The sequence below is a fragment of the Aliiruegeria lutimaris genome, assembly GCF_900099935.1.
Classification (GTDB): domain Bacteria; phylum Pseudomonadota; class Alphaproteobacteria; order Rhodobacterales; family Rhodobacteraceae; genus Tropicimonas; species Tropicimonas lutimaris.
Map to the genome: position 1 here is coordinate 1 of NZ_FNEK01000079.1, position 22,134 is coordinate 22,134.

Consider the following 22,134-nt stretch of genomic DNA (forward strand, 5'->3'; position numbering starts at 1 on the left):
TTGTGCTGGGCCCGGTCCACAATCTCCACAGGCAGAAAACATGCCGTCTCAGCAACCTCATCTTCAAGGTTCTCAGGATCCGGTGCAAATTTGGGATCACGCAGCCATTTGTGGATCAAGTTGGTGTTCATGGCATAACGCCGCGCCACCTGCGCAACCGATACCCCCGGCGCGCATGTTTGCGCACAGATCGACACCTTCTCCTCATCCGACCAGAACCGCTTCTTCTGACCCTTCTTGCCCGCCATATCCGTCCTCAAGATGTCCACTATCAATGGTGGACACTATCAACACACTCTATGACGCGTCAGAGCAGCGAGGCCGGACGCTTACCGATTTCACTTTCAACGACATTCTCGAACGTCGCGGCATCGACCTGAAGACCAGCCGCACAGTTCGACATGATTGGCGGGCGCAGCAGGCGTGGCGGCACTCGCAGGCGCGTTTCGACCACTTCGTCAGTTACCAGAGGGCCGACAACAAGACGCCGTACCGAGCTGCAACAACCGTTTTTCAGTTCATTCCCGCTGCAGGAAACGGTGCGCTTTTTGTCGGGGCGCACCGAGTGCTCGATGATTGGCACTATCCGACCGACGGACGATTACCTGCACTCTTCGATCCGTCGACGGAGTATCACAAAGACGACAGCGAGCACCAACGCTATGATCTGGAACGCGTGCTGGAGTTCGAAGATCTGGTAGGGCGCGTCCTGATCGATTGGGGACCAGGAACACGCTCGTGGTCGCAATGGCCAGAGAGGCGGATATCCGGCAACAACCGGCTTGGGATAGGCATCCCAGCGGATCGTCATAACGACCGTTTTCAATCGCCTGAACGAGGCGTCGGATTTCCGGTTTGTGTCGAAAGCGGCTCGCTGCCCGAGGTTGTTTCGACCTCATCCGGAATGCCGTCGGGCGAACCGTGCGGAGGGTACCGCAAGCTGTTGTTCATCTTCTCTCGTTCCACCGATGAAAACCACGGAAATGGCAATTCCTTGCTTCGGCGCCATTCATCGACTGCATCTTCTGCATCGACTGTTTTCTGCGGATCACGGGGAGTGTCCCGAGAGACGTAGAGTGTGCGAGACGGGAAAGCGAAAGACGTACCCGCGCTCTCAACGATATCCTTCAGGCGCAGGAGGAAATCTTCCCGAATGGCAAAGAAATCGTTCCATTCCGTCGCCTGCGCATAGACCCTGACATCAATGTCCAAAGAGGATTCGCCATAACCAGCAAAGCGAATCCGGACGGTATCGCTGTCGATCCTGGGATGAGCGATTGCCATTCTGCGCGCCTCGGCCAGAACATACCGCAGCTGATCCGAACTCGTATCGTAGATCAGCCCGATGGTGGGATTGATCAGCATCTGATCGCAGCGAGCCCAATTGATCAGCTCCATATTTACGAATTGAGCGTTCGGAATCGAGATTATGGTGCGATCCATAGCGCGTACATTGGTGGAACGGACACCGATCTTTTCGACGATCCCACTGTAAGGCCCAAACTCGCACCAGTCTCCGACCCGGATCGGTTTGTCGATATATAGCACAAAGCCACCGATCAGGTTCTCGAGTGTCGGTCGAATTGCCAAGGCACCTGCCAATCCGCCAATGCCGAGCCCCGCCAATACGCTGAGCGCGGGAAATCCGAGGGATTGCAAGCCATAGGCGATGATCCACACCGCACCGATGAGAGCGATCAGATGGGCGAGCATCTGACCAAGACTGTCCCCCGCATCATCACCAGAAGCAGTTCGCGAAGACCAGATTGCCGCCGCGCAGGCCAGGATTGCATTCCAGAAAACTGCCGCAAGCGTTCCAAACCAGATGACAGCCAACAATGCGTTCGCCCCATCGGCGAATCTGCCGGTGACGTTGATCTGTCGGGTCAGGACGTAGTGAAAGAAGACAAGGACTGGCAGGATCGACGCGCAGTAGATCAGCTTGGAAACCGGGGGCAACAGGTTGCCACGCCGCGCAACGGGTAGCGCAGCGCTGACAAGCGCCGCGACCACGAACAGAAGGAAGCCTGCGACCACCGAAAGAATAACCTTCCAGAGTGGTGTGCCCCAGATATCCTGCAGGAATGATGGGTGGATCGCCCCGATCCACCTGGCAGGCAACCACGGCCCGGCGAATTGCTCGAGTTCGGCGCTCCAGTTCACTCCAGTTTCAGCGGTCGTTTCGCTTTCCAGTCCGGCCAGAAACCGGGGAGCGGTTCTTATCGTTGTTTCGTCGAACAAGTACTCGCCGGCGCGCTCACCTTCATCGATGCGCGACAGGCGAATGGGCGTGTCAGGAACAACGTATGTCCCAAGCCCATCGCCGATCATGGCAGATTTGTCCGGTACTGTATCGAGATCTACTGGCGGGATAATGTCCCAGACGTCCAGAAGTACCATAGCTGTCAGCAAGCCATTGCGCTTTTTGACGGCGTCTGGTTGGTCAGACAGGTCGATGAGGGACGTCAGTTCATCGGAAAGTGAAACGACCCGATCGAATTCCTCGCCCGTGCGTGCGTTCTGGTACCGCTCGAACGATTCTTCCAATAACGCCTTTAGAGCGGCGAATGTCGCCAAGGTCCGCTTTGGCGACTCGGTTCGTACAGCCGGTAGATCCCCTTCGAAGGACCGAGCACTCTTCAGTGTAGACCCCGAAAGTGTGGCCGTCACAGTTGCAATCAGGCCGATAATCGCCAGAGCCAAAGTCACAATGCGGATCAAATGCGACATTGCGGTCTCATCTTCGGGCATCCGATAGAGAATGGCGCATCAGAATGGCTCGACAAGATCAGCAGTCATCGCGTAGCTGACCTCGATCCGGGCCTCGCCGTCGGAATACCGGACGGTCTGTTCCGAAAGGTTCGACGAAAGTGTACCGCTGATCCAGATCGGCGTGTAAAGGCCCGCAACCTCGACCCCGGCGGGATAGCGGACATGCACCATCTGGTTCGCCGGCGGCGGTGGCGTATGGATGCAAGCCCCCATTGTGGGAACAAGAAGGAACTCGACAGCGCGACCATCTTTCAGATCGAGCGGAAGCAGATAGCCTGGCATCCGGATTTCCGATCCGATCATATCCGGGCGCGTCGAGACCGCCTCCTCGCGGCGCTTCTCCATGATCATTTGGCGCTGTTCGAACAGCCAATCAATGTCCAGGTCCTGTTCCTCCAGGCGCAGGCGGGCAGCTTCGGCGCTTGTCTGCAATTCATCCGGGAGTTCATCCTCCGCGAAGGATTGCGCGCGAAGAACGGTTCTCAGGTCATCGAGTTGCTCATTTGTCAGGTCCGCGAAGGGATTTTCGTACGTTGTTGGGGGGGGGGCGAGGTCGTCCCAACCGATCTGAAGTGCCGCTCCGAGGCTCGTCGACGCACTGACAAGGATTGCGAGAATGCTAACTGAAATAGCACGTGGAACTATATTCATGGACACGTCTCCCATGGGTTAAAGCCTGAAGGATAGACCATCGGCCAATGTCATTCGATAGACCCGGATGGCGGGCACAAAGCTGGCGGCCAGTCCGGCCATCAAGATTGCAAGCAACAACCAGCTTTCACGCAACAGAGATGCACTTGCGTCGACCTGGAGCCCAAACCGGCTAAGTAGCACCGGCTCCAAGATTGCAGTCAGAGCTCCGAGCAAAACCAATCCCAGTAGCAGGCCCGCCACCGTCACGAGCCCCGCTTCGAGAACGATGAGAGAGAAGATGCGTAAAGGCGTGGCTCCAACCGAGCGCAGGATCGCGAATTCACGTCGGCGCACCTCCAACGAGGCCGAAAGCATGACGACCATCGCCACGATGCCAGCCAAGGCAACAGCCGATGCCATCAACACAATAGCCTGCTCTGCTGCGCCGGTGATCGACCAGAGTTCAATCAACGCCATGGCTGGAAGCACGGCGCTGAGAGGTTCAGCGGGATATTCCGAAATGGCTCTTTGGATGGAAAGGACCGCGCCGCGATCGGCCAACCCGACATAGATTGCGTTGATCTTGTCAGGTTCATGGGCGTGATCGTGATGGTCGGCCTCAACCCCGTCTGTCGCGTCCTCGACGGGATCGGAATTGGCGCGTGTTTCCTGCGCGAACGGATCGACACTGGTGGTTTTTTCGGCGTGCAGTCGGTCGAACCCCTCCAGCGACACGAAAACCATGCGATCCACGGCCGTGCCCGTCGGCATAAGAATTCCCGTGACGACAAAGGGGGCCTCGTCGTGCAGGTCGAAGGCTACCTCGCCCGCGCCATGTGCATTGACGACAGTCGTGCCAATCTCATAGCCGAAACGCGTGGCGATCTCTGCTCCGATAACGGCGCCGTCTTCTTCCGAGAAGGAATGACCCGATGTGAAAGCGAGTGGTCTTCCGCTGCTATGTCTGAAATGCTCGAAATATTCTGGCGTTGTGCCTACAACCGGATAGCCGCGGTGGTTGTCGCCCATCGCAATCGGAACCGCCCACGCCACTTGCGGCAGGGCCTCGACCATCTCGTAGCTGTCCCAGTCGATGCCCGGTCCAGTCGAACCCACCCCAAAGACCGTCGCCATGAGGACCTGCACCGGATTGCCGCGCGACGCCACAATCAGATCGATGCCCGAAGCCGAGTTTGCGAAACTCTCCTTCGCGGAAACACGCAAACGCTCGACGCCGATCACCAGAAATACACTGAGCGCGATCGCAAGAACGGTGAGCGCCGCCACGAAACGTCGGTTCCATAGGCTTCCAACAGCCAGGGAAAGCGAGGTCATCATACCTTGTTGACCTCGGTAATATCCAACACGCGATCGAAGCCCTCTTCCAGCGACCGATCATGGCTCACGAAAAGTAAGGCAGATCCCACTGATGCGCATTCTCGTTTCAACAGGTCCAGAAAGGATGTCTTTGCGTCTTCGTCGAGCGCTGACGTTGGTTCGTCTGCCAGTATCAGGTCAGGCGCCCCGATGAGCGCGCGTGCCGCCGCTACCCTCTGCTGCTGGCCAACGCTCAATGACATGGCTAGCGCGGAAACCAGGGTAGGGTCTGACAATCCGAGTTCGTCGAGCAATCGTAGAGCGGATAGCTTCGGATCTGCACCCGCCCGTTCACGACGGCGTCGAGAGAAGCGGCAGGGCATCAGGACGTTTTCCAATGCCGATTGCCATGGGATGAGGTTGAACATCTGGAAGATCAATCCGACATGATCGACGCGAAACCGATCCCGTGCGCCGCTCTTGAGCTGCCCGACGTCCGTACCGGCAACGGCGATACTCCCCGCCGGTACGTCGACGACGCCTGCGATTGCGGCCAACAGGGTCGATTTCCCAGATCCACTCGCCCCTCGAAGAAACACCCGTTCTTCATTGGTCATTCCAAGGTCCTGAACCCGAAGGACGGGTTTGGCGGCACCGGGCCACTGGTAGGCAAGGTCCGAGATCCGCAGGACAAGCTTGGAGCTACTGCTCACCATTTCCGCAACTCCTGCATATTTCAAGGAATGACGATAACGCTGCCGGCGCCTGCGACGGTCGTTGTCACCGCATTACCGAGTCCGACGAGGGCATTCGTTATGGACGAGCCGCCGGAGGAACCTGTCGACAGGCCACCATTTGACATGATCTGCCGTCCCATCAGTTGCACCACTTCGGGAGAATCCGCGAATTTCGTATGGTTGATGCTGCTGGTATCGCTTACCTCGCTGAGGTCAATCACGGTCACACCAAGCTTTGCGAGTTTCTCCGCATCCTCATCACCGACTCGATTTACGCCTCCAGCGATCAAACGCGAGGCTGCAAGTGCCTTGTCATCCGCCGAGATCAACAAGTAGAACTTTCGCTCGTCAGGCTCGAAGACCGAAATCTGGTCGATGAAGACATCAACGTCGATATCGGCAGATGCAAGGATCACGTTGTTCAACGTTCCGGACGTATTGAACTTGTTTATCAGTTTGGCTTGTTTCAGGGCCTCCACGGTCAAAAGGTTCCCCATGGAGTGGGCAACGATGTTGTACGCCCGCGCCTCCGTCCTCAGGATGATCTTGTCGGCTTCCAGCAATTCGTCGCGCGCCGACAGGACGCTGTTCAAGTCATAGACATAGTCGAGGAGCTTTCCGTGTGACGCCCAGGAAAAGAGTACGGGAACACCCTTGAAGCCGGTATCTTCCACCAGTTGCCCCATGCGCAAGACAGCGGAGGTGAAGTCCGTGTTGTAGCCGTGCACGAATACCAGGATCGAGCGCTCTGACGGCGGACGGGCGCGCAGTGCACTGTTCACAGCTGAGACGAAGTCGGAGTCCCGCGCGTAAGTCTGCGGCTCGACGATCGTGAAGTTGCGCTCTGGGTCAGGCGGCAGGCGCTTCGGGCGTTCGATCTGGCCCGGCGCGTGGTTCGGAGGGATCGTTACCGTCACCCTTGATTTCGAAAGACCGCCTCCCCGCACACCGGAGTACATGATCGAACTATCCGACGCAGGTGCCCGCGTGGTGAGGACATAGATATCGTGATACCGGACCGCGCTGGTTGCTTCCGGACGCTCGGCGTCGCCAATGCCGATGATTGCGTTGGGTGGTCCGCCGCAACTCGCAAGGAAGCCGAGTGTCAAGAGAGCACTGATAAGCCGGGGTAAGAAGAGCTTCAACGGTATGTCAGCCTTTGCAAAAATACAGCCACGAAGATCAGGCTAGCGTGAGGCTATAACGAATCCTTGGGCAGGGCGAGCAACGTAGGCGCCCCTTTCGAGGCGCCCTGCATGTCTTATCAGGAGAAGTGTCAGAATCTGAACTTCACCCCCAGGAAGGCGCCCGAAAGGTTCAGGTCGTCGAAGGGGCCGAAGTCGTCAAACTGCCAGTCGAGGTACCGATAGCCGAGGGCTACATCGACTTTCTCGAAGCGGTAGTTGATCGCCGCGGCGGCTTGCCAGGTCAGATCGCTTTCACCGGTTCCGACATCGCCGTAGTAGGAAAGATACCAGTTCTCGTTGATGTCCGATTGACCTCGGAAACCGACGACCGCATCGATGTTGGAGCCGGAGTCTTCTTCGTTTACGTCCACACCAAGCGCGCTGAGTTCGATCGTGGAGTCGAGCCAGAGGTAACGGAGCCCGCCGGTGAGATCGAGTTGGGTTCCCGGCCCTTCGTAAACCCGATACCCTACGCCGGCGGTGCTGATGAAGCCGCGAAGGTCTACCTTTCCGTCGATGTCCACATCAAAGCCCAGCACATCTACAGTCGTGCTTCCTTTGTCTTCCACGTCGAGATAGATGAAGTCGCCGAAGACCGTCCAGCGGTCCTTCTGCGCGGCGATTGTTCCCATGAGGCCGAAATTCAGATCCTCGATGATCTTGTCGATCCCCATGTCGATATCGGCACCGGTGGTCGTATCGCCGCCAAGGGAAGCGCCCCAGAAATAGAGCTCGGCGCCCCATTGCCAGCTGTCCGATATCGCGTCCTGCGCCGAAGCGCTCACCGGCGCAGCCATTAACGCGATGGCTGCAAGTGCCGAGGTTCGACGCGAAGTGTTGAAACTCATGATCCGTTCCTTTCGAATTGTCTCGTCGGTCTGTCGGGTCCCGGCATGTGGCAAACGTCACGCGGCACTTGCAGCCAGCGACAGGATTTGGTGGGCGGGCGACGGACAAGGATCTGTCGGCTTGTCGCCCGCCAGAGGCTTAGTTCAGCGTGTTCTTGTAGATCACGCCGTCCTTCATGATGATCTTGATGTTGTCCCGGTCGGTAACCGCATCGAGGCTCTCCAGCGGGTTGCCTTCGACCAGCAGCAGATCCGCCAGCGCATCTTGTTCAACACGTCCGATAACGCCGGGATACGGATTGCGCGGCCCGGACATCTGGAGCAGTTCCGTCGCGTTGCCGGTGGACATCTTCAGGATCTCATATGGCGTAAACCAGTCCAGAAGGCGCTCCATCTGCTCCACTTCTTCACTGACGCCAATTCCCTTTCCAGGGCTGATGAAGATATCGGTTCCGTGCACGACCTTCAGGTCGGGCAAAGACTTGATCGCCTCGTAGACCTTGCCGGTTCCTTCGCAGACAATTGCCTGCTTGGCGTTCTGCTCCGGGGTCAGCCCGGGCTCATTGCACAATGTGAATGGCTGGATGCTGAGCCAGACCCCTTCGTCCGACATGCGTTGAAGCGTGGCTGCGTCGAGAAGTTGGCCATGCTCAATCGACTTGACCCCGCCGTCGATGGCTTGGTTGACGGCTCGGGAGTTGTATCCATGCACGGTAATGTAGGTGCCCCAGTTCTCTGCGGCCGCCACCGCCGCTTGGATTTCCTCCAAAGTGAACTGCGTCGTGTCGAGCGGATCGTTGATGCCGCTGACCGAGCCGCTGACCGCGAGTTTGACCTGCGAGGCGCCAAGGCGAAGCTGCTCACGCGTTGCGGCGAGCATGAGCGGCACACCGTCGACGACCAATCCCGCGCCCTTCTGGCCGGGAACTGTCATCGTTCCGGTTATGGTCGGGTTGGGTTCGACGGGCAGCCGGAAATCGGCGTGCCCGCTGGTCTGCGAAATCATGGCACCAGAGGGATAGACCCGCGGGCCGGGGACCGTGCCTTCATCGATCGCCCGCTTCAGGTCAAACACGTCTCCAGCCATATCACGAACAGTCGTAACCCCGTTCATCAGCGTTTGTTCGGCGATCACAACACCTTGGATCATCCCGTAGCCCGATCTCTGGAACAGGACCTCGGGAAACGTGATCCCGGAAAACATAAGATGCGTGTGCGAGTCGATCAGTCCGGGCATCAGCGTGTGGCCCTCACCATCGATCACCATGCCGCCGGCAACCGAAAGCTCTTCGGACGATATCTGAGTGATCACGTTGTCGGTGACGACGACGTTGACGTCCTCGATGAGGGCTTCGTTGACGCCATCGAAAACGTCTACGTTGGTGAACAGGATCGGTCCGTCAGACGTGCCTTCCTGTGCCTGGGCTGCGCCGGAAAAGATTGCCGCAACGGCAATCAGGGAGGCAGTTCCGTTCCAGAGTTTCATTTCTTTCTTGCTCCTATGCTTGATGAACGGGCTTGATTGATTTCTTGCGCCTGGCGGACTTCGAGTGGATCTTGAGCGACAATCGTATTACGGGCCGTGGGAACGGGCCCTTCGGCAACGAGGGTATCCGCGTCCAGCCGCCACAAGCTCTGCATGCGCACCATTCCGTCGAGAAGATGGATGGTCTCGTCGCTCGCCTCGGCGCGGAGCGTTCCGGTCACGCTGACGGGCAGATAGATTGAACCCGTGCCTCTTTCGGGCTCGAAGTACAGCCGTACCAGTTCGTTGGGCGGCGGCGCGGGGATATGGCTGCACATCCCGACCACCGGCACGAGATAACCGATCCCCCTGCCGTCCGGGCCTGTTCCGGCCGGGATCAGGTAACCTTCGAGGCGCACTGCGGCACCTTCGAGCAACGGGTTCGTGGCGATCTGCGCCTCCCGACGTTTTTGGGCGACGGTCCAGCGCTGCGCCAGAAGCGCCGCAATATCGAAGCCAGAAACGGCGAGCGCCGCTTCGGCGTCCGAGCGGCGCACTTCGAGGCGCTGCCTGTCCTCCGGGGACAGCTCCGCCTCCGCAAGCCGCGCGCCGAGCCGGACGACTGTCCTGAGGTCGTTCAGCCGCTCCGGCCCCATCTCCAGATAGGGGTCGACGAAGGCGCGGGCCGCAGGGTCCGCCAGATCTTCGAAATCGATCCTGGCCGGCTCCGCGGCAAGCATGGCCATCCCCATGGGGATGGCGAAGGCGGTCGCGAGGATCAGGCGCATCCCTTGTCCGCCCCCGCTGCGGCTCAATTGCCGCCCTCGGGCGGCAGGCCGGGGGCGATGTCGGGCATACCGGTGGAAAACTCGAGATTCCACGCCTCCTCGCTCACCGGTTCGAAGCGCGGCGCGGCCTCGGGCTCGAAGCGTATCGGCTGGCCCGGAAAGACGCTGAGCAACTCGTCGTCCCGCACCGCGACGGTACCGTTGACGACAACCGCCTTGAACCCGGTGGACGGCACCAGCCCTTCGGCATAGGTCGAGTTGTCCGTCACCGTTTCTGGGTCGAACACGACGATATCGGCGACCATCCCTTCCTGCAGCCGACCACGTTCCTGCATGGCCTTTAGTCCGGTGTCGCCCAGGTGTTTGGCGGCGTTGTAGCTGAGGATCGACATGATCTGCATCAGCGGAATGTCGTTCTCTCGGGCGAGCCGGATCGCCTTGGCACGTGCGCCCGAGGTGCGCGGATGAGTGTTGCCGATCTGATCGGACGGCGTGTCCCACGCGCCAAAGAGCGGTGTCGCTGCCATTGCGTCACTTGCCATCGTCGTGCCGCGCAACGTCAGCCAGCGCACCGAGTCCTCCTCGGGCATCTTGAAGAGGATGATCTCGCGGGTCGGATCTTCTTTCAGGGCCTCCTCGAACGATGCCGTCGTGTAGAAGTCACCGGTGATGGGGTCCTGCACCGTGTCCTCGTATCTATGGCCAAGCCTGTCCACCCAGTTTTCAGGCTGCATGAAGACCGCGTTCACCGTGGTCGCCCCAGCCGAGTAGGGATAGACCTCGCCCCAGACGTTGTGGCCCTGTTCGGAAAGACGTGTCAGCAGTTCATGCGTCAAACGGTAGCCGGGATTGTTGAAGTGCAGGATCGAAACGGGCGCGTCGAGCGCGAGACCGTTGGCCAAAGCCTCCTGCGCGCCCACATTCTCGTTGGTTGCATTGTCCGGGGTGAAGCGCGTGTGGACGCCGGTGTGCCGGCCGTAGCGGGCGGCGACCTTCTGAACCTCGAACATCTCGCGCGAGGTAACACTGTTGCGCATGTAGCCCAGCGTGCTGCCGATCCCGACCGCGCCGTCCTGCAAGCCCTTGTCGAGGATGCGCAGAATATCGTTTCCAGTGTCATAATCTGCCTTGGTCTGGCTCCAGCCGGATTGCTTGCGGGTTTCCAGAACAGCAATCGGTCCGCGCAGCAGGTTGTCTCCGCTGGCCCCGTCGATGGCGATAGAACGCGCGATCTCGTGGCTCGCCGCGCATCCGTAGTTGGCCTGCGTAACGCCTTCGCGCGCGGCATACCATTCCGGGATGAGGTTTGCAGCGCAGCCCATCTCCAGGTCCATGCTGCTGGTCAGCCCGTCGTGCAGCCCGAACCTGTAGCCGATCGGTGCCTGCCAGTGGAAATGAGTATCGATGAAGCCGGGCGCGACGACGTGGCCCGTGGCGTCGATCTCGTCCGCGCCAGTCAGAGTGTCCTTCGAGATCTCGACGATACGTCCGTCGGTGATCCCGACATTGGCAATGTCGTCGTAGAGCGTCTCCGGGTCCATGACCCGTCCGCCGGTGATGACGAGATCGTAGTCCTGTGCAATGGCCGTTGAAGAGACGGACAAAGCAAGAAGAGTTGCAAGCGCGGTTGCTGAGCTTTGTTTAACCAAGATCTTTTCTCCCTGTCGAAAAACGCGAGCTCCCCGGCCAAGCCAATGCTCGACCAGGGAGAAGGTGTTTCAGTCAACTTTTTCAGTTTGCGAGCGCATTCCGGATGGCAACTCCCGCTGGAATGTTCTGCACGACCGAGTCGTCCACCACGACCTGACCATTCACGACGACATAGGGAATGCCGGTCGAGGGCAGAGAGTTCTCGCCGATTTTGGGGGTCGAGTTATCGGTCACCGTCTCGGGATCGAAGATCGTGATGTCGGCGGCCGAGCCCTCCTGAACGCGCCCGCGGATCTTCATTTGGGGCACATGGTCTTCAAGGAACAAGGCCGGCTCGTAGCTCATCTTGGAGATGGCATCCATCAACGAGACGGTGCCTTCCTCACGCACCATGCGCAGGATCTTCGCGTGGGTTCCTGCGCCGCGGGCGTGTCCGTTCGCCTTGCCGTATGGCGTGTCGAAGGTTGCGGTAAAGCCAAGCTTGTTCCCGTCATCGTCAGTGATGATCCACGGCATCCCGTCCGATCCGACGATCACGCCCGGCCGGGCGAAGGCTTCGTCGATGTATTCCTGCTTCATGGTGTACATCAGCAGATCGGTTCCGGGCGCTTCCTTGCGCAAACGATCGAATTCCTCGTTCGTCAGCGGCTCGCCCGTCGCCGCCAGCTTGTAGTCCGAAGCCTGAATGCCCATCCGCGCTTCGAAACCCGGCGCGTTGTAATCGGCATCCACATAGGTGCCGGCATATTGATAGGGGTAAAACTCGCCAACCACCTTCTGGCCGTTGGCCCGGGCCGAGTCGATCAGGTCGAGGCATTGTTTCGTCAACCCGAGACAGTTGCTGGGGATGTGGTGCATCAGCATGGCCACATCGTTTTCGCGGGCAATGGTCAGCATCTCCGTGATGCCCATGAAGCCGCTGGGCGGGATTTGGGCCAGATACCGGACATGCGTGGTGATTGGCACATCGTATTTGGCAGCCAAGCTGGTAACGCCCATGAGTTCCGGGCTGCCAACCACGGTGTAGTACCCGATGGGATAGGCAATTCCGATCCCACCTTGCTTCAACTCCGCCTCGATTGCCTCGATGATTGCGCCTTCATCAAGCGGATCGAAGGTCTTCGTTTTGAACTTCGCGCCGTCCTGCATGGCTGCCCCAAGGGCCGGACTGTAGAGAACACGTCCGTCCGGTTCCTGCCCGTCGAGCACCGCCACACGCGCGCCGACATGCGCAACGTTGGTCCCGTAGTTCACGAAGGACTTGCCGTCCCAATATTCATAGAAGTTCTTGACCGGGAACGCGCCCACCTCGAGGTCCAGCGGAGTGGTCACGCCGTCCCGTACATAGAGCTTGTGCCCGAACTCCGACTGCGCGTGGCTGTGGTAGTCGATGAACCCGGGCGCGACCACGTGACCCGAGGCGTCGATCACCCGCGCGCCTGCGATTTCCTGGTCGGTGATCTCGGTGATGAAGCCATTGTTGATGCCAACGTTGGCAACGGCATCGAAGCCGGTTTCGGGGTCCATCACCCGGCCATTCGCGATCACAAGGTCAAAGGACTGTGCAAAGGCCCCAGTGGGCAAGGCAAGGGACGCGAGAAGCAGGAGAGCGGTAGAATTCTTGCTCATACTGAAAAGTCTCCACTAACAGGTTATTTGGGATCGCCGGAGGTGTCTCCGCCGGTCTATTTCGGGAAAAGGAAAGTCACGTTGAAACGCGCACCCCAATCGGGACCGTTCTCGTTTCCACCGACATCGAGATAGCGCCGGCCTGCGAGCTGGAAGCTGATTGGCTGCTTGCCGAATGTTACGAGCTTGCTGACGCCGGCATTGACCGGAACACTCCATTCCTCAGCGTTCCATTCATAGGTGGATTCCGTGTTCAACGAGAAGGTCCACGCATCCGGGGTCGTATATGTCAGGAAGGGCTGCACGAAGGTCGTGTTGTACTGCTCGCGATCATCCGGTTCGTTGATGCCCCAGATATGATTGATCAGCCCGCCGAACGTCCAACCGTTGACCTGCCGAAGCGCAACGGCGGTCGGACCAAGGCCGAACTGCTTGCTGGAAAGCGCTTCATCGGTTGCCGTTGGCAGCAGGGCGATCGGACCGAAGCCAAGGATCCACCCGCCAACAGGCTGCTTCGGGGAGAAGAAAAACGACTGCTCGATGTCTCCCAGCCCCGAAATATCGTCGAGCCCGGGCGCTGGAGCCTCGATGTCGACGAGGGGAATGATTGTCCGCGAAATGAGGTTCCAGTTCTCTCCGATATCGAATGGAAAGACGGGCTGGATCAGCAGCGTCTTGCGCGACGTGTCGTTCGGGCCGATGCCGTCGTCGTAATTGAACTGGAACGGGACGCTGATCAGGCTCGCCACCGGGTTCGAAAGCTGCTTGGCAAGATCGGCATCAGCAAAGGCAACGGTTGATGTCATTGCAAATGCGCACGACAGTGAAGCCAGCGATGCAAATCTCGAATGCCTGTGGGTTGCTCTCTTCATAATGTTCCCCGCGGTACAAATCCCTTGATCGTCGGCCATTCGGGACTCTGCGCGCAACCCATTCAAACTATTGAATTTCGTGACCCATCAGCGACGCCCTGTTGTCGACGCTTCCAAGGTTTAAGCAACCATCAGAATACGGGAAGAAATTACACTATCCGAATCTTCCGTCTTTTGATGGGAAAGGGATTACGCTATCCGAATCTTCCGTTTTTTCTCTGCCTCGCGGCGCGATGCATGCCAATCCACAGTCGTGGACGGGCAGATTGGGGGATGTGCACGAGAAAACGCCAATGCCACGATGGGATGAGAAGTGCCTAAGACCGACTCTGATCTGGAGAACCAAGTGTGACCGAAGGCGTTTCCCCGAAGAGGTTTCTGTACTCGGTTGAAAACCGACCCAAATGTGTCAGTCCAAGCGAGAGGGCGACTTCCTTGACTTTCGTTTCGTCTGGCCGGGACATCGCGAGTGCCGTTCGGGCCTGCATCAGACGCCGTTTCTTGAAATAATTAAGCGGCGAGGTCCCGTAGACCGAATTGAAGGCTTCGTAGAAAACCGTGCGTCCCACTCCTGTGGCCCTGCACAGATCTGCCAGTGACAGCGGCGCGCCTTCAGCCTCCATGAAGTGCTCCTCGGCGGTTCTCACAATGCGTTCATAGCTCTTTGCGAGCGGTACCCGCATACTCGTAAGAGGTGTGCCAGCCATGTAAGCTTCCAACATGACGTCATACAGGCGTTCGGCGATCACAGCCTGGCGGGTGTGGTGGCAGCCCGAACCGGCCGATAGCTCCGTAAGGCAGGCGCCCAGGATACGCCGCATTCGGATCATCGACAAAGGCGGCAGGTACAGGGCGCCATCGTGGAGATGGATTTCGCCAGGCTCCACGCCCTCAAGTGCAGCCAGCGACCTGACGAATCTGTCCCGGTTCAACCCGATACTGAAATAGTCGCGCCCGGCGCCCCGCGTCGAATATCCGTCCGGACCGGAAGCGATGTACAGGGTCGAAGCCGAAGCGGAAATGCCGTTGCAATGATATTCGCCACGCCAGGCGACCGGCACCACGAAAGCAAGCAGGTTCGGGTCGGGAACAACATGGCCGACGCTGAGAGGGTCGACACGATTCCTGATGAGCCAGGTCTCCTGTGCGCGGCCGACAACTGCGTCAATCTTGTACGGGCCAATGCCAAGCTGAGTCTGGTGGGCTTCCAACACCGGAGACGCCTTGGCAAGAGGTTCGAAGACGCGCGACTGAATAACCTGTGAGGTTCTATCCGTTCGAGAATCTATCACGTTCATTCCGAGAACCTCCCTTCTCAGTGCGCCCCCTTCCCACCAATTGGGGCACGGCCTTCCTCATAGCTCAAGTAGCCCGTAGTGTCGCATCTTCCATCTCGGATCAGAATAACCGGTCGGAGAGCGTCCGACGATGGGCTTCATCGAGCTGCTGAAACCGAGGGCGGCAGTGCCAAAGGCCCACGACCGTGCTTCTTACTAACCAAGCCTGAACAGGCCATCCGCCCGTTTTCGGCAAATAAACCGACACCGACGACCTTCACCAACTCCGCAGCCGCTTTCTTCAGCGGTATCCGATCGTCACAAAAGTACCATCCCGAACTTCGACTTCCCGGAAGGAGCCAGCGCTTTCCCCGGGGCCGATCAGCTCGACCTCTGAGCCGCCGACGTAGTCGATCTCCACCCCCTCGGCGAGCAGTTTCAGGCCCCTCGCCAACTCACCTGGGAAAATCTTCACGCCCGGTGCATTCGCAACGTCCCAGATCTTCGGGCCGTAGTGCGCCGGATCTGCGGAATCCGCGGCCTGCATCGCAAGGATCATCAGAGCCGTCGCATCATAGACTTCGGCCACGTAAGGAAGCGTTCCATCAACTTCGTCGCCGGCTCGTTCCGCCAGCATGGCCAAGCCCTGGCTCTCGTTGCCTGCAACCTGCCCGAAGGACCCCTCAAGTCCGGGCCCGACGCTCTCGACAAGGCTCTGCCCCACCATGGTACTCGGCAGGCCGAACGTGTCGAATGCTCCAAGGTCCAATGCCGTTCGCACAATGCCAAGACCGCCCTGATCAATATAGCCTGCGACGACCAGAACCTCGCCGCCCGCTGCGGCGAGTACCGCGACATCTGCCGAGTAGTCCGCCTTGCCATCTTCATGGGCCGCGTTGATCGTGACCTCGCCACCCGCAGCCTCAAAGGCGCTCACGATCGCATCCGACATCCCGACGCCGTAATCGTTATTGGCATAGGTAAGCGCAATCGAGCGAATGCCGCGATCGATGAGTACATCGGCCATGACCTGGCCCTCGCGATCATCCGGCGCCACAGTCCTGAAAAAAAGTCCCTTGTCTTCCATCACGCTCAAATTGGGCGAACTCGCACCGGGAGAGATCATCACCATTCCATTTGGAATGGCGACATTTTTCAGGACAGCCGCTGTCGCACCCGAGCAGGCACCGCCGATCAAGCCCGCCACGCCAGCCGCGAGAAGGCGCTCGGCGCTCGCAACCGCAAGGGCATTGTCCGTGCAGGCGGTGTCGGCAAGATACGACGTCACGCTTGCTCCACCCAGAAACACGCCGCTCTCAGTTGCCTCCTGGGTGACCAACTTCACCACAGTTCCCATCGGAGCTGCCAGAGACTCAATTGGCCCGGTGAACCCGAGCAGAACGCCGATACCTATCTCTTCACCCTGTTGCGCAACGCCTGCTGTCGCCGCCACGACACCAAAGGTCGCCGCCATTCTTGAGATCGACTTGGGTTCGAGCATTTGGCCTCCACAACACGTTTGGTTCAATTGATCGTAAAATTAATCGACACTCGTCAAGACCAGACCGGACGTAACTCACGGTTTCTTCGCAATACTGGACGGCTCGGCCAGCGCAGCCGATGGTCGTTTCAGGCGCGGCCCTCCACCCCGATTGTGTTCCCTCCGGTTCTCAAACGTGAACAACATTCTTCAGGGTGCCGCTGATACTCGGTACCCGCGAAACCTGACATTCGAGGTATTCATCGTGAGAGGCAGCTCCCGGTCGCTAACGTCACCTGCCCTGACTTTGTGGAGGTCGTTATCGTCGCATAGGTGACGTGTCAGCCCGATGAAGATGACGGCCTCCCTCCGGCCAGCCGTGCAAATAAGTTGATAGGCGCCTCAAACGTCGCTGATGTGTTCCGGATCGGCTCGGTGGAGCAAGATATCCGGGCGTATCCGTACGAAGGCGGTTGGCATGCTCGGGGAATGTTCTTGAGATGTCTGATCGTGATGACGGCGTTAGCTGGCTCGAGACGAAACTCGGAAGGAGACAGATGATTGGCATCGAGAATAACGTCGAAATCTGAGGGACTCATGTCTTTGGAATGCAAATCTATCAGGTCACATTGTTCCGAGATGATCTGATCTTTCCATATCGTCTTTCTTCGACTCCGCATCCGCAATCTCCTGCGGAGTCGTCTATCCCCCGCCAGCCCCTGTAGCGTGTCAATCGACACAAATCGGCCATGAGGCCGACCCAGGAAACGGCGGGGGATGGAACATACGTTCTGCGTATGTCGTGCAAACATGAGAGCCAAGCACCTGAGCCCATTGGTGCAGCGGGCGGCGTCCATTTACCCGCATTAGCTCCGCCATCCTGACCCCTTCGGGTCAAACGCGGTTAAGCATTGCTAGCACCAGCCATCCGCTATGCGCCTACGGATCGCTGGCAGGAGGTTGAGTCTCCTAAGAGCCTCCATCTTTTTTCAAGCTATTGCGCAAAAGCGCCAGGGCTTGACCCTGTCGGCTCCGACAGCCTCATAGCGCCGGTCATGTTCCCGGAATCACCGTTGGTCTTTTGGGTCGGTATACAAATGCCCTTGGGCGCGGGCACGATAGAAAAATTATAACACATCCGAAGATCAGTCACAACTGACATTCCAGTATTTTAAACCTGAATTCATAGGCTTATGGATATCCCGCCGAAAATCCAAGCGCAGTCCGCAGTCGACGGAAGGGACCACTCTGAGGCGTTGCGAGGGCGCGCCTGGTGGGCGGATCGGTCGGTGACCCATCAATACACCTTCCGCCGGAACATCGGCCTACGCGTCTCTCACACGCCCCGGCGTGCTATCCGCGGATCCGTCGGCGACGGTGCCGTCCTCCAGCCGCTTCAACATTCTCGCAACGCTCGTCGCCGTCCACTGGTTGTTCCTCGCGGTACGAAGACCGCGCCGGTTGGCTTCCTCGGCAATTGCGGTCAGCGTCGGCGTCTCGCCCGCCGCGATCATCTCATCCCGGACAGCAGCGAGTTCTCGCGCCCGGGCGTCGGCGGTCGCACTGCGCGCCTTTCGGGAGGCGATCACCGCCCGGCGGGTCTGGTCGCGTTTCTCGTCCTCGGTCAGGCGGCTCTTGCGCGGAGCGTACGACCACTTCCCCCGGTCGGGACTTCTCAGGACTGCCAGCATCTCGTGATGATCGATGTTGTCGAGCAGGCATCCCTGCCGAACACAGAAAAGGTGCCGGCGGTAAGGCTGGAGCCCACCGAGCACATCGTGCCTCTGCTCAACTGTGTGAGCGCGAAACAAGCGGTTGAGATCATCAATGACGACAGTCCCGCTGTCGGCCGCACGACAGGATTCCAACTGGCGGTCCAATTCCACGAAAGAAGACCACCCCCGGATCGATCGGCTATGGTCGAAGGTCAATCGTGAGATCACGATGTCATGCCTATCGGCGAATGCCATGAGGTTCAGGATCTGTTGCCGGGCCGGTGCGTGCTTGTAGAGACTGCCTTTCGGCTTCGCGCCATGGGTGAGGATGACATGGCCGTGAATGCGTTTGCGCTCTGTGTCGTTGCTCATAGTGACGAACTATGTTGTTACAACATTAATGGCAAGACCCTCAGGGACGCCACCCCCGCCGGTCCGAGCATTGCCTGCAGATCCGTCCCGCCAGTACCCTCGGTGGTGCTCGAACGGTGAAGAAACCCAACTCATCGCACGCAAACCACAGAAAAAATTGGGAAACAGCCCGACGGATCGACCCACGTCCGCTATAATGTGTTCAGCATCAGAATTGAACGAGCACTTCATGAAATCCCCCGACAAGACCGTCCGCGACGCCTACGAGGCGTGGCTCAAGACCGCCCGTCGCAACGGGCTCGAAGCCGCCACCCTGAAGGCATATCGCAGCCATGCGCACATCCACATTGAACCGAGAATGGGTGATCGTTTTCTCACCGATCTCTCCCGCTCGGATATCCGCGACTTCATGGACGAGTTGCTGGATGACGGCGTTTCCCGGGCCCTGACCCGCAAGGTCATGGTCAGCTTGCGCTCCATCCTCTCCGAGGCTGTCGAGCGGGAATGGATGGCGGCCAATGTCGGGCTCGAGGTGAAGATGAAGCGTTCGAAGCGTGGCACTGAGGAGCGGATCATCCCGACCAAGGACGAGATCCGGACGATCCTCGAGCACGCCCCGGAGAGCCATCGCGCGCTGCTCGTCACCGCCATCTTCACCGGCATGCGCGTCTCCGAGCTGCGCGGGCTGACCTGGAAACATGTCGATCTCGATCGCGGGGTGATCTTCGTTCGCCAGCGCGCCGACGAGCAAGGCAAGCTCGGCGCGCCCAAGAGCCGCGCCGGAGTGCGGGATATCCCGATGGCGCCGATGGTGAAGAACACGCTCGCGTCCTGGAAGCAGGAAGCGCCGGAAAGTGCGATGGATCTCGTTTTCCCCAACTCGGTGTGAATCCCGGAGACAAACTGGTCAACGGAAACGGTCGGATGATCTGACTGTCGCGGAGTAAAATTCCGCATCTTTCGCCAGAGGCAACGAGCTGAAGGCGGGGAGATGTATGCAGTGGACCTTTACGGACGGGTGCGCCGGGCGTGCCATGTCGATGGGATAAGCAAGAGCGAAGCGGCGCGTTTTTTTGGGATCGATCGTAAGACGGTGGCGAAGATCCTGAAGCACTCCGTTCCGCCTGGCTACCGGCGCTCGAAGCCGCCGGTGCGGCCCAAGCTCGATCCCTTTCTTCCGATCATCGACCAGATCTTGGAAGACGACAAAAGCCATCTGAAGAAGCAGCGGCACACAGCGAAGCGGATCTTCGAACGGCTGCGCGACGAGCACGGGTTCACCGGCGGCATCACCATCGTCACCGACTATGTCCGGGAAAAGAAGCGGCGGACCCGGGAGGTTTTCGTGCCGCTCGCGCACCCACCGGGGCATGCGCAGGTCGATTTCGGCGAGGCAGTCGGCGTGATCGGCGGCGTCCGGCGCAAGCTGCATTACTTCGCGATGGCCCTGCCGCACTCGGATGCGCTGTTCATCAAGACCTACCCGGCCGAGACGACCGAGGCGTTCTGCGATGGGCATGTCGCAGCCTTCGCGTTCTTCGGTGGCGTGCCGGCGTCGATCCTTTACGACAATACCACCATCGCGGTGGCGAAGATCCTCGGTGACGGAACCCGCAAGCGCACCCAGGTCTTCTCGGAACTGCAGTCGCATTACCTGTTCGAGGACCGATTCGGCCGGCCTGGCAAGGGAAACGACAAGGGACACGTCGAAGGAGGGATCGGTTTCGGCCGTCGGAACTTCCTGGTGCCGATCCCACATTTCGAGAGCTTCGAGGCGCTGAACGTCTGGCTGGAGGAACAGTGCCTCGAACGCCAGGATGAAGTGCTCAGGGGGCACGGCGAAACGATCGGAGAGCGTCTCCTGCGGGATCTCGATGCGCTGCTGCCGCGACCGGCCGCGCCCTACGACGCCTGCCACAAGGTCAGTACCCGGGCCACCTCGATCTCGATGGTACGCTACCACTGCAACGACTACTCGGTGCCGGTTGCCTATGCTCATCACGAGGTCCAGGTTCGCGGCTATGTAGGCGAGGTCGTCATCGGTTGCGGCACGGAAGTGATCGCGCGGCATCGGCGGTCCTACGAGAAGGCCGACATGATCTTCGATCCGATGCACTTCCTGCCGCTGCTCGAGCAGAAGGTCGGCGCTCTTGATCAGGCAGCACCGCTGCAGGGCTGGGATCTGCCCGGTGAGTTCGCCACCCTGCGCCGGCTACTCGAGGCGCGGATGGGCAAGAAGGGCAAGCGCGAGTACGTGCAGGTGCTGCGGCTCCTCGAGACCTTCGAGATGGACCATGTCCACGGCGCCGTGCGGCAGGCCCTCGATCTCGGGGCGATCGGCTATGACGCCATCAAGCACCTGGTGCTGTGTCGCATCGAACGCCGGCCGCCGCGGCTCGATCTGGACATCTATCCCTACCTGCCCCGGGCCCGGGTTCAGACCACGAAGCCGGCCAGCTACATGAGCCTGATCTCCGGGGCGCCATCATGAGCGACACGCCGCAGGTCCTGCTCCAGCATCATCTCAAGAAGCTCAAGCTGCCGACGTTCCAGGGCGAGTATGCCAAGCTGGCCCGGCAATGCGCGACCGAGGGCAAGGATCATGTCCAGTATCTGCTCAGGCTCTGCGAACTCGAACTGATCGAGCGTGAGCGCCGGATGATCGAGCGCCGCATCAAGGCCGCGAAGTTCCCAAGCACCAAGAGCCTCGACAGTTTCGACTTCAAGGCGATCCCGTCGCTCAACAAGCCATTGACGATGGAACTCGCCCGCTGTGAGTGGGTCGATCGCCGCGAGAACGTCATCGCCCTCGGGCCGAGCGGCACCGGCAAGACACATGTCAGCCTGGGCCTTGGCCTGGCAGCCTGCCAGAAGGGCCTGAAGGTCCGCTTCAACACCGCCTCCGCCCTGGTCCACGAACTTATCGAGGCCACAGACGAACGCCGTCTCCAGCGCCTGCAGAAGACCCTCGCAAGCCAGGACCTGCTGATCATCGACGAACTCGGCTTCGTGCCGCTCTCAAAAACCGGCGCCGAACTGCTGTTCGAGGTCATTTCACAGCGCTACGAGCGCGGCTCGATCATCATCACCTCGAACCTGCCCTTCGATGAGTGGACAGAAGTCTTCGGATCTGAGCGTCTCACGGGCGCCATACTCGACCGTCTGACCCACCACGTGCATATCTTAGAAATGAACGGAGAGAGCTTCAGGCTTCGCGAAAGCCGAAAAGCCAGGAACTGATCCCGCCAAGTCTCCCCACAAACTGGCCTGCGGCCAGTGCGCCTTGACGCGCGTCAGCTATTTGGAGGCACACGCGACAAGGCGCCTGCCAGACCGCACCCGTTGGGGACTATTCCACTGGTTTGCTGACCCATTTTGCTCCGGGATTGACA

General features: G+C 59.4%; 19 protein-coding genes. 3 read left to right on the forward strand and 16 right to left on the reverse strand.

Annotated elements, in window-relative coordinates:
* The 16 genes from BLR85_RS23595 to BLR85_RS23675 all read right to left on the reverse strand — a co-directional run.
* The coding region (locus BLR85_RS23595; RefSeq protein ID WP_139188525.1) for a transposase at window positions 1-248 on the reverse strand (248 nt) is incomplete at its 3' end.
* 59 nt (window positions 249-307) lie between these two features.
* The gene (locus tag BLR85_RS23600) at window positions 308-583 is read right to left on the reverse strand and encodes a hypothetical protein (RefSeq protein ID WP_093163255.1); all 276 of its coding nucleotides are present in this window, start codon (window positions 581-583) and stop codon (window positions 308-310) included.
* A gap of 239 nt (window positions 584-822) precedes the next feature.
* Window positions 823-2,730 carry a mechanosensitive ion channel family protein gene (locus BLR85_RS23610; protein WP_170844728.1) on the reverse strand — a complete coding sequence of 636 codons (1,908 nt, stop codon included), beginning with the start codon at window positions 2,728-2,730 and terminating at the stop codon, window positions 823-825.
* Window positions 2,731-2,769: 39 nt separating this feature from the next.
* Window positions 2,770-3,423 (reverse strand): DUF3299 domain-containing protein, encoded by a 654-nt coding sequence (locus BLR85_RS23615; protein ID WP_170844729.1) that lies wholly within the window; start codon window positions 3,421-3,423, stop codon window positions 2,770-2,772.
* An 18-nt stretch (window positions 3,424-3,441) separates the two neighbouring features.
* Window positions 3,442-4,743: an ABC transporter permease gene (locus tag BLR85_RS23620; RefSeq protein ID WP_244520853.1), complete on the reverse strand. Its 1,302-nt coding sequence runs from the start codon at window positions 4,741-4,743 to the stop codon at window positions 3,442-3,444.
* Window positions 4,740-5,339 carry an ATP-binding cassette domain-containing protein gene (locus tag BLR85_RS23625; RefSeq protein WP_244520854.1) on the reverse strand — a complete coding sequence of 200 codons (600 nt, stop codon included), beginning with the start codon at window positions 5,337-5,339 and terminating at the stop codon, window positions 4,740-4,742. Before BLR85_RS23625 ends, BLR85_RS23620 begins: the two co-directional genes overlap by 4 nt.
* A 119-nt stretch (window positions 5,340-5,458) precedes the next feature.
* Window positions 5,459-6,568: an alpha/beta hydrolase gene (locus BLR85_RS23630; protein WP_093163265.1), complete on the reverse strand. Its 1,110-nt coding sequence runs from the start codon at window positions 6,566-6,568 to the stop codon at window positions 5,459-5,461.
* A gap of 167 nt (window positions 6,569-6,735) precedes the next feature.
* Entirely contained in the window at window positions 6,736-7,494 is a 759-nt protein-coding gene (locus tag BLR85_RS23635) for a DUF481 domain-containing protein (RefSeq protein ID WP_093163268.1), read from the reverse strand.
* Window positions 7,495-7,633: 139 nt separating this feature from the next.
* Window positions 7,634-8,980, reverse strand: a complete 1,347-nt coding sequence (locus tag BLR85_RS23640; protein ID WP_093163270.1) for a metal-dependent hydrolase family protein — start codon at window positions 8,978-8,980, stop codon at window positions 7,634-7,636.
* Window positions 8,977-9,747: a DUF3299 domain-containing protein gene (locus tag BLR85_RS23645; protein WP_093163273.1), complete on the reverse strand. Its 771-nt coding sequence runs from the start codon at window positions 9,745-9,747 to the stop codon at window positions 8,977-8,979. The genes BLR85_RS23640 and BLR85_RS23645 overlap by 4 nt, the downstream gene beginning before the upstream one ends.
* A gap of 23 nt (window positions 9,748-9,770) precedes the next feature.
* A complete protein-coding gene (locus tag BLR85_RS23650) occupies window positions 9,771-11,396 on the reverse strand; it encodes an amidohydrolase family protein (RefSeq protein ID WP_212635150.1) in 1,626 nt (541 codons plus the stop codon).
* 82 nt (window positions 11,397-11,478) lie between these two features.
* Window positions 11,479-13,026, reverse strand: a complete 1,548-nt coding sequence (locus BLR85_RS23655) for an amidohydrolase family protein (protein WP_093163279.1) — start codon at window positions 13,024-13,026, stop codon at window positions 11,479-11,481.
* A gap of 56 nt (window positions 13,027-13,082) precedes the next feature.
* Window positions 13,083-13,832 (reverse strand): hypothetical protein, encoded by a 750-nt coding sequence (locus BLR85_RS23660; RefSeq protein ID WP_068317307.1) that lies wholly within the window; start codon window positions 13,830-13,832, stop codon window positions 13,083-13,085.
* 383 nt (window positions 13,833-14,215) lie between these two features.
* Entirely contained in the window at window positions 14,216-15,196 is a 981-nt protein-coding gene (locus BLR85_RS23665) for a helix-turn-helix domain-containing protein (RefSeq protein ID WP_093163284.1), read from the reverse strand.
* A gap of 280 nt (window positions 15,197-15,476) precedes the next feature.
* A complete protein-coding gene (locus BLR85_RS23670; RefSeq protein ID WP_425284500.1) occupies window positions 15,477-16,676 on the reverse strand; it encodes an ABC transporter substrate-binding protein in 1,200 nt (399 codons plus the stop codon).
* A gap of 1,304 nt (window positions 16,677-17,980) precedes the next feature.
* On the reverse strand, window positions 17,981-18,742 hold the full coding sequence (locus tag BLR85_RS23675; RefSeq protein WP_093163287.1) for a recombinase family protein: 762 nt from the start codon (window positions 18,740-18,742) through the stop codon (window positions 17,981-17,983).
* 229 nt (window positions 18,743-18,971) lie between these two features.
* On the opposite strand from BLR85_RS23675, the gene BLR85_RS23680 reads away from it, so the two are divergent.
* The 3 genes from BLR85_RS23680 to istB all read left to right on the forward strand — a co-directional run bounded on the left by BLR85_RS23680 (window position 18,972) and on the right by istB (window position 21,982).
* Window positions 18,972-19,631: a tyrosine-type recombinase/integrase gene (locus tag BLR85_RS23680; RefSeq protein WP_093163289.1), complete on the forward strand. Its 660-nt coding sequence runs from the start codon at window positions 18,972-18,974 to the stop codon at window positions 19,629-19,631.
* Between the two features lie 102 nt (window positions 19,632-19,733).
* Window positions 19,734-21,233 carry an IS21 family transposase gene (istA, locus tag BLR85_RS23685; protein WP_093163292.1) on the forward strand — a complete coding sequence of 500 codons (1,500 nt, stop codon included), beginning with the start codon at window positions 19,734-19,736 and terminating at the stop codon, window positions 21,231-21,233.
* Window positions 21,230-21,982, forward strand: coding sequence for an IS21-like element helper ATPase IstB (gene istB, locus BLR85_RS23690; RefSeq protein ID WP_093163294.1), 753 nt, complete (start codon window positions 21,230-21,232; stop codon window positions 21,980-21,982). Before istA ends, istB begins: the two co-directional genes overlap by 4 nt.
* Window positions 21,983-22,134: the final 152 nt, after the last annotated feature.

Bases quoted from the DNA above. Each gene is read 5' to 3' on its own strand.
- BLR85_RS23615 (WP_170844729.1), bottom strand. From the start codon at position 3,423: ATGAATATAGTTCCACGTGCTATTTCAGTTAGCATTCTCGCAATCCTT.
- BLR85_RS23640 (WP_093163270.1), bottom strand. From the start codon at position 8,980: ATGAAACTCTGGAACGGAACTGCCTCCCTGATTGCCGTTGCGGCAATC.
- istA (WP_093163292.1), top strand. From the start codon at position 19,734: ATGTATGCAGTGGACCTTTACGGACGGGTGCGCCGGGCGTGCCATGTC.
- BLR85_RS23660 (WP_068317307.1), bottom strand. From the start codon at position 13,832: ATGACATCAACCGTTGCCTTTGCTGATGCCGATCTTGCCAAGCAGCTT.
- BLR85_RS23645 (WP_093163273.1), bottom strand. From the start codon at position 9,747: ATGCGCCTGATCCTCGCGACCGCCTTCGCCATCCCCATGGGGATGGCC.
- BLR85_RS23665 (WP_093163284.1), bottom strand. From the start codon at position 15,196: ATGAACGTGATAGATTCTCGAACGGATAGAACCTCACAGGTTATTCAG.
- istB (WP_093163294.1), top strand. From the start codon at position 21,230: ATGAGCGACACGCCGCAGGTCCTGCTCCAGCATCATCTCAAGAAGCTC.
- BLR85_RS23610 (WP_170844728.1), bottom strand. From the start codon at position 2,730: ATGTCGCATTTGATCCGCATTGTGACTTTGGCTCTGGCGATTATCGGC.
- BLR85_RS23620 (WP_244520853.1), bottom strand. From the start codon at position 4,743: ATGATGACCTCGCTTTCCCTGGCTGTTGGAAGCCTATGGAACCGACGT.
- BLR85_RS23655 (WP_093163279.1), bottom strand. From the start codon at position 13,026: ATGAGCAAGAATTCTACCGCTCTCCTGCTTCTCGCGTCCCTTGCCTTG.
- BLR85_RS23675 (WP_093163287.1), bottom strand. From the start codon at position 18,742: ATGAGCAACGACACAGAGCGCAAACGCATTCACGGCCATGTCATCCTC.
- BLR85_RS23625 (WP_244520854.1), bottom strand. From the start codon at position 5,339: ATGACCAATGAAGAACGGGTGTTTCTTCGAGGGGCGAGTGGATCTGGG.
- BLR85_RS23680 (WP_093163289.1), top strand. From the start codon at position 18,972: ATGAAATCCCCCGACAAGACCGTCCGCGACGCCTACGAGGCGTGGCTC.
- BLR85_RS23670 (WP_425284500.1), bottom strand. From the start codon at position 16,676: ATGCTCGAACCCAAGTCGATCTCAAGAATGGCGGCGACCTTTGGTGTC.
- BLR85_RS23635 (WP_093163268.1), bottom strand. From the start codon at position 7,494: ATGAGTTTCAACACTTCGCGTCGAACCTCGGCACTTGCAGCCATCGCG.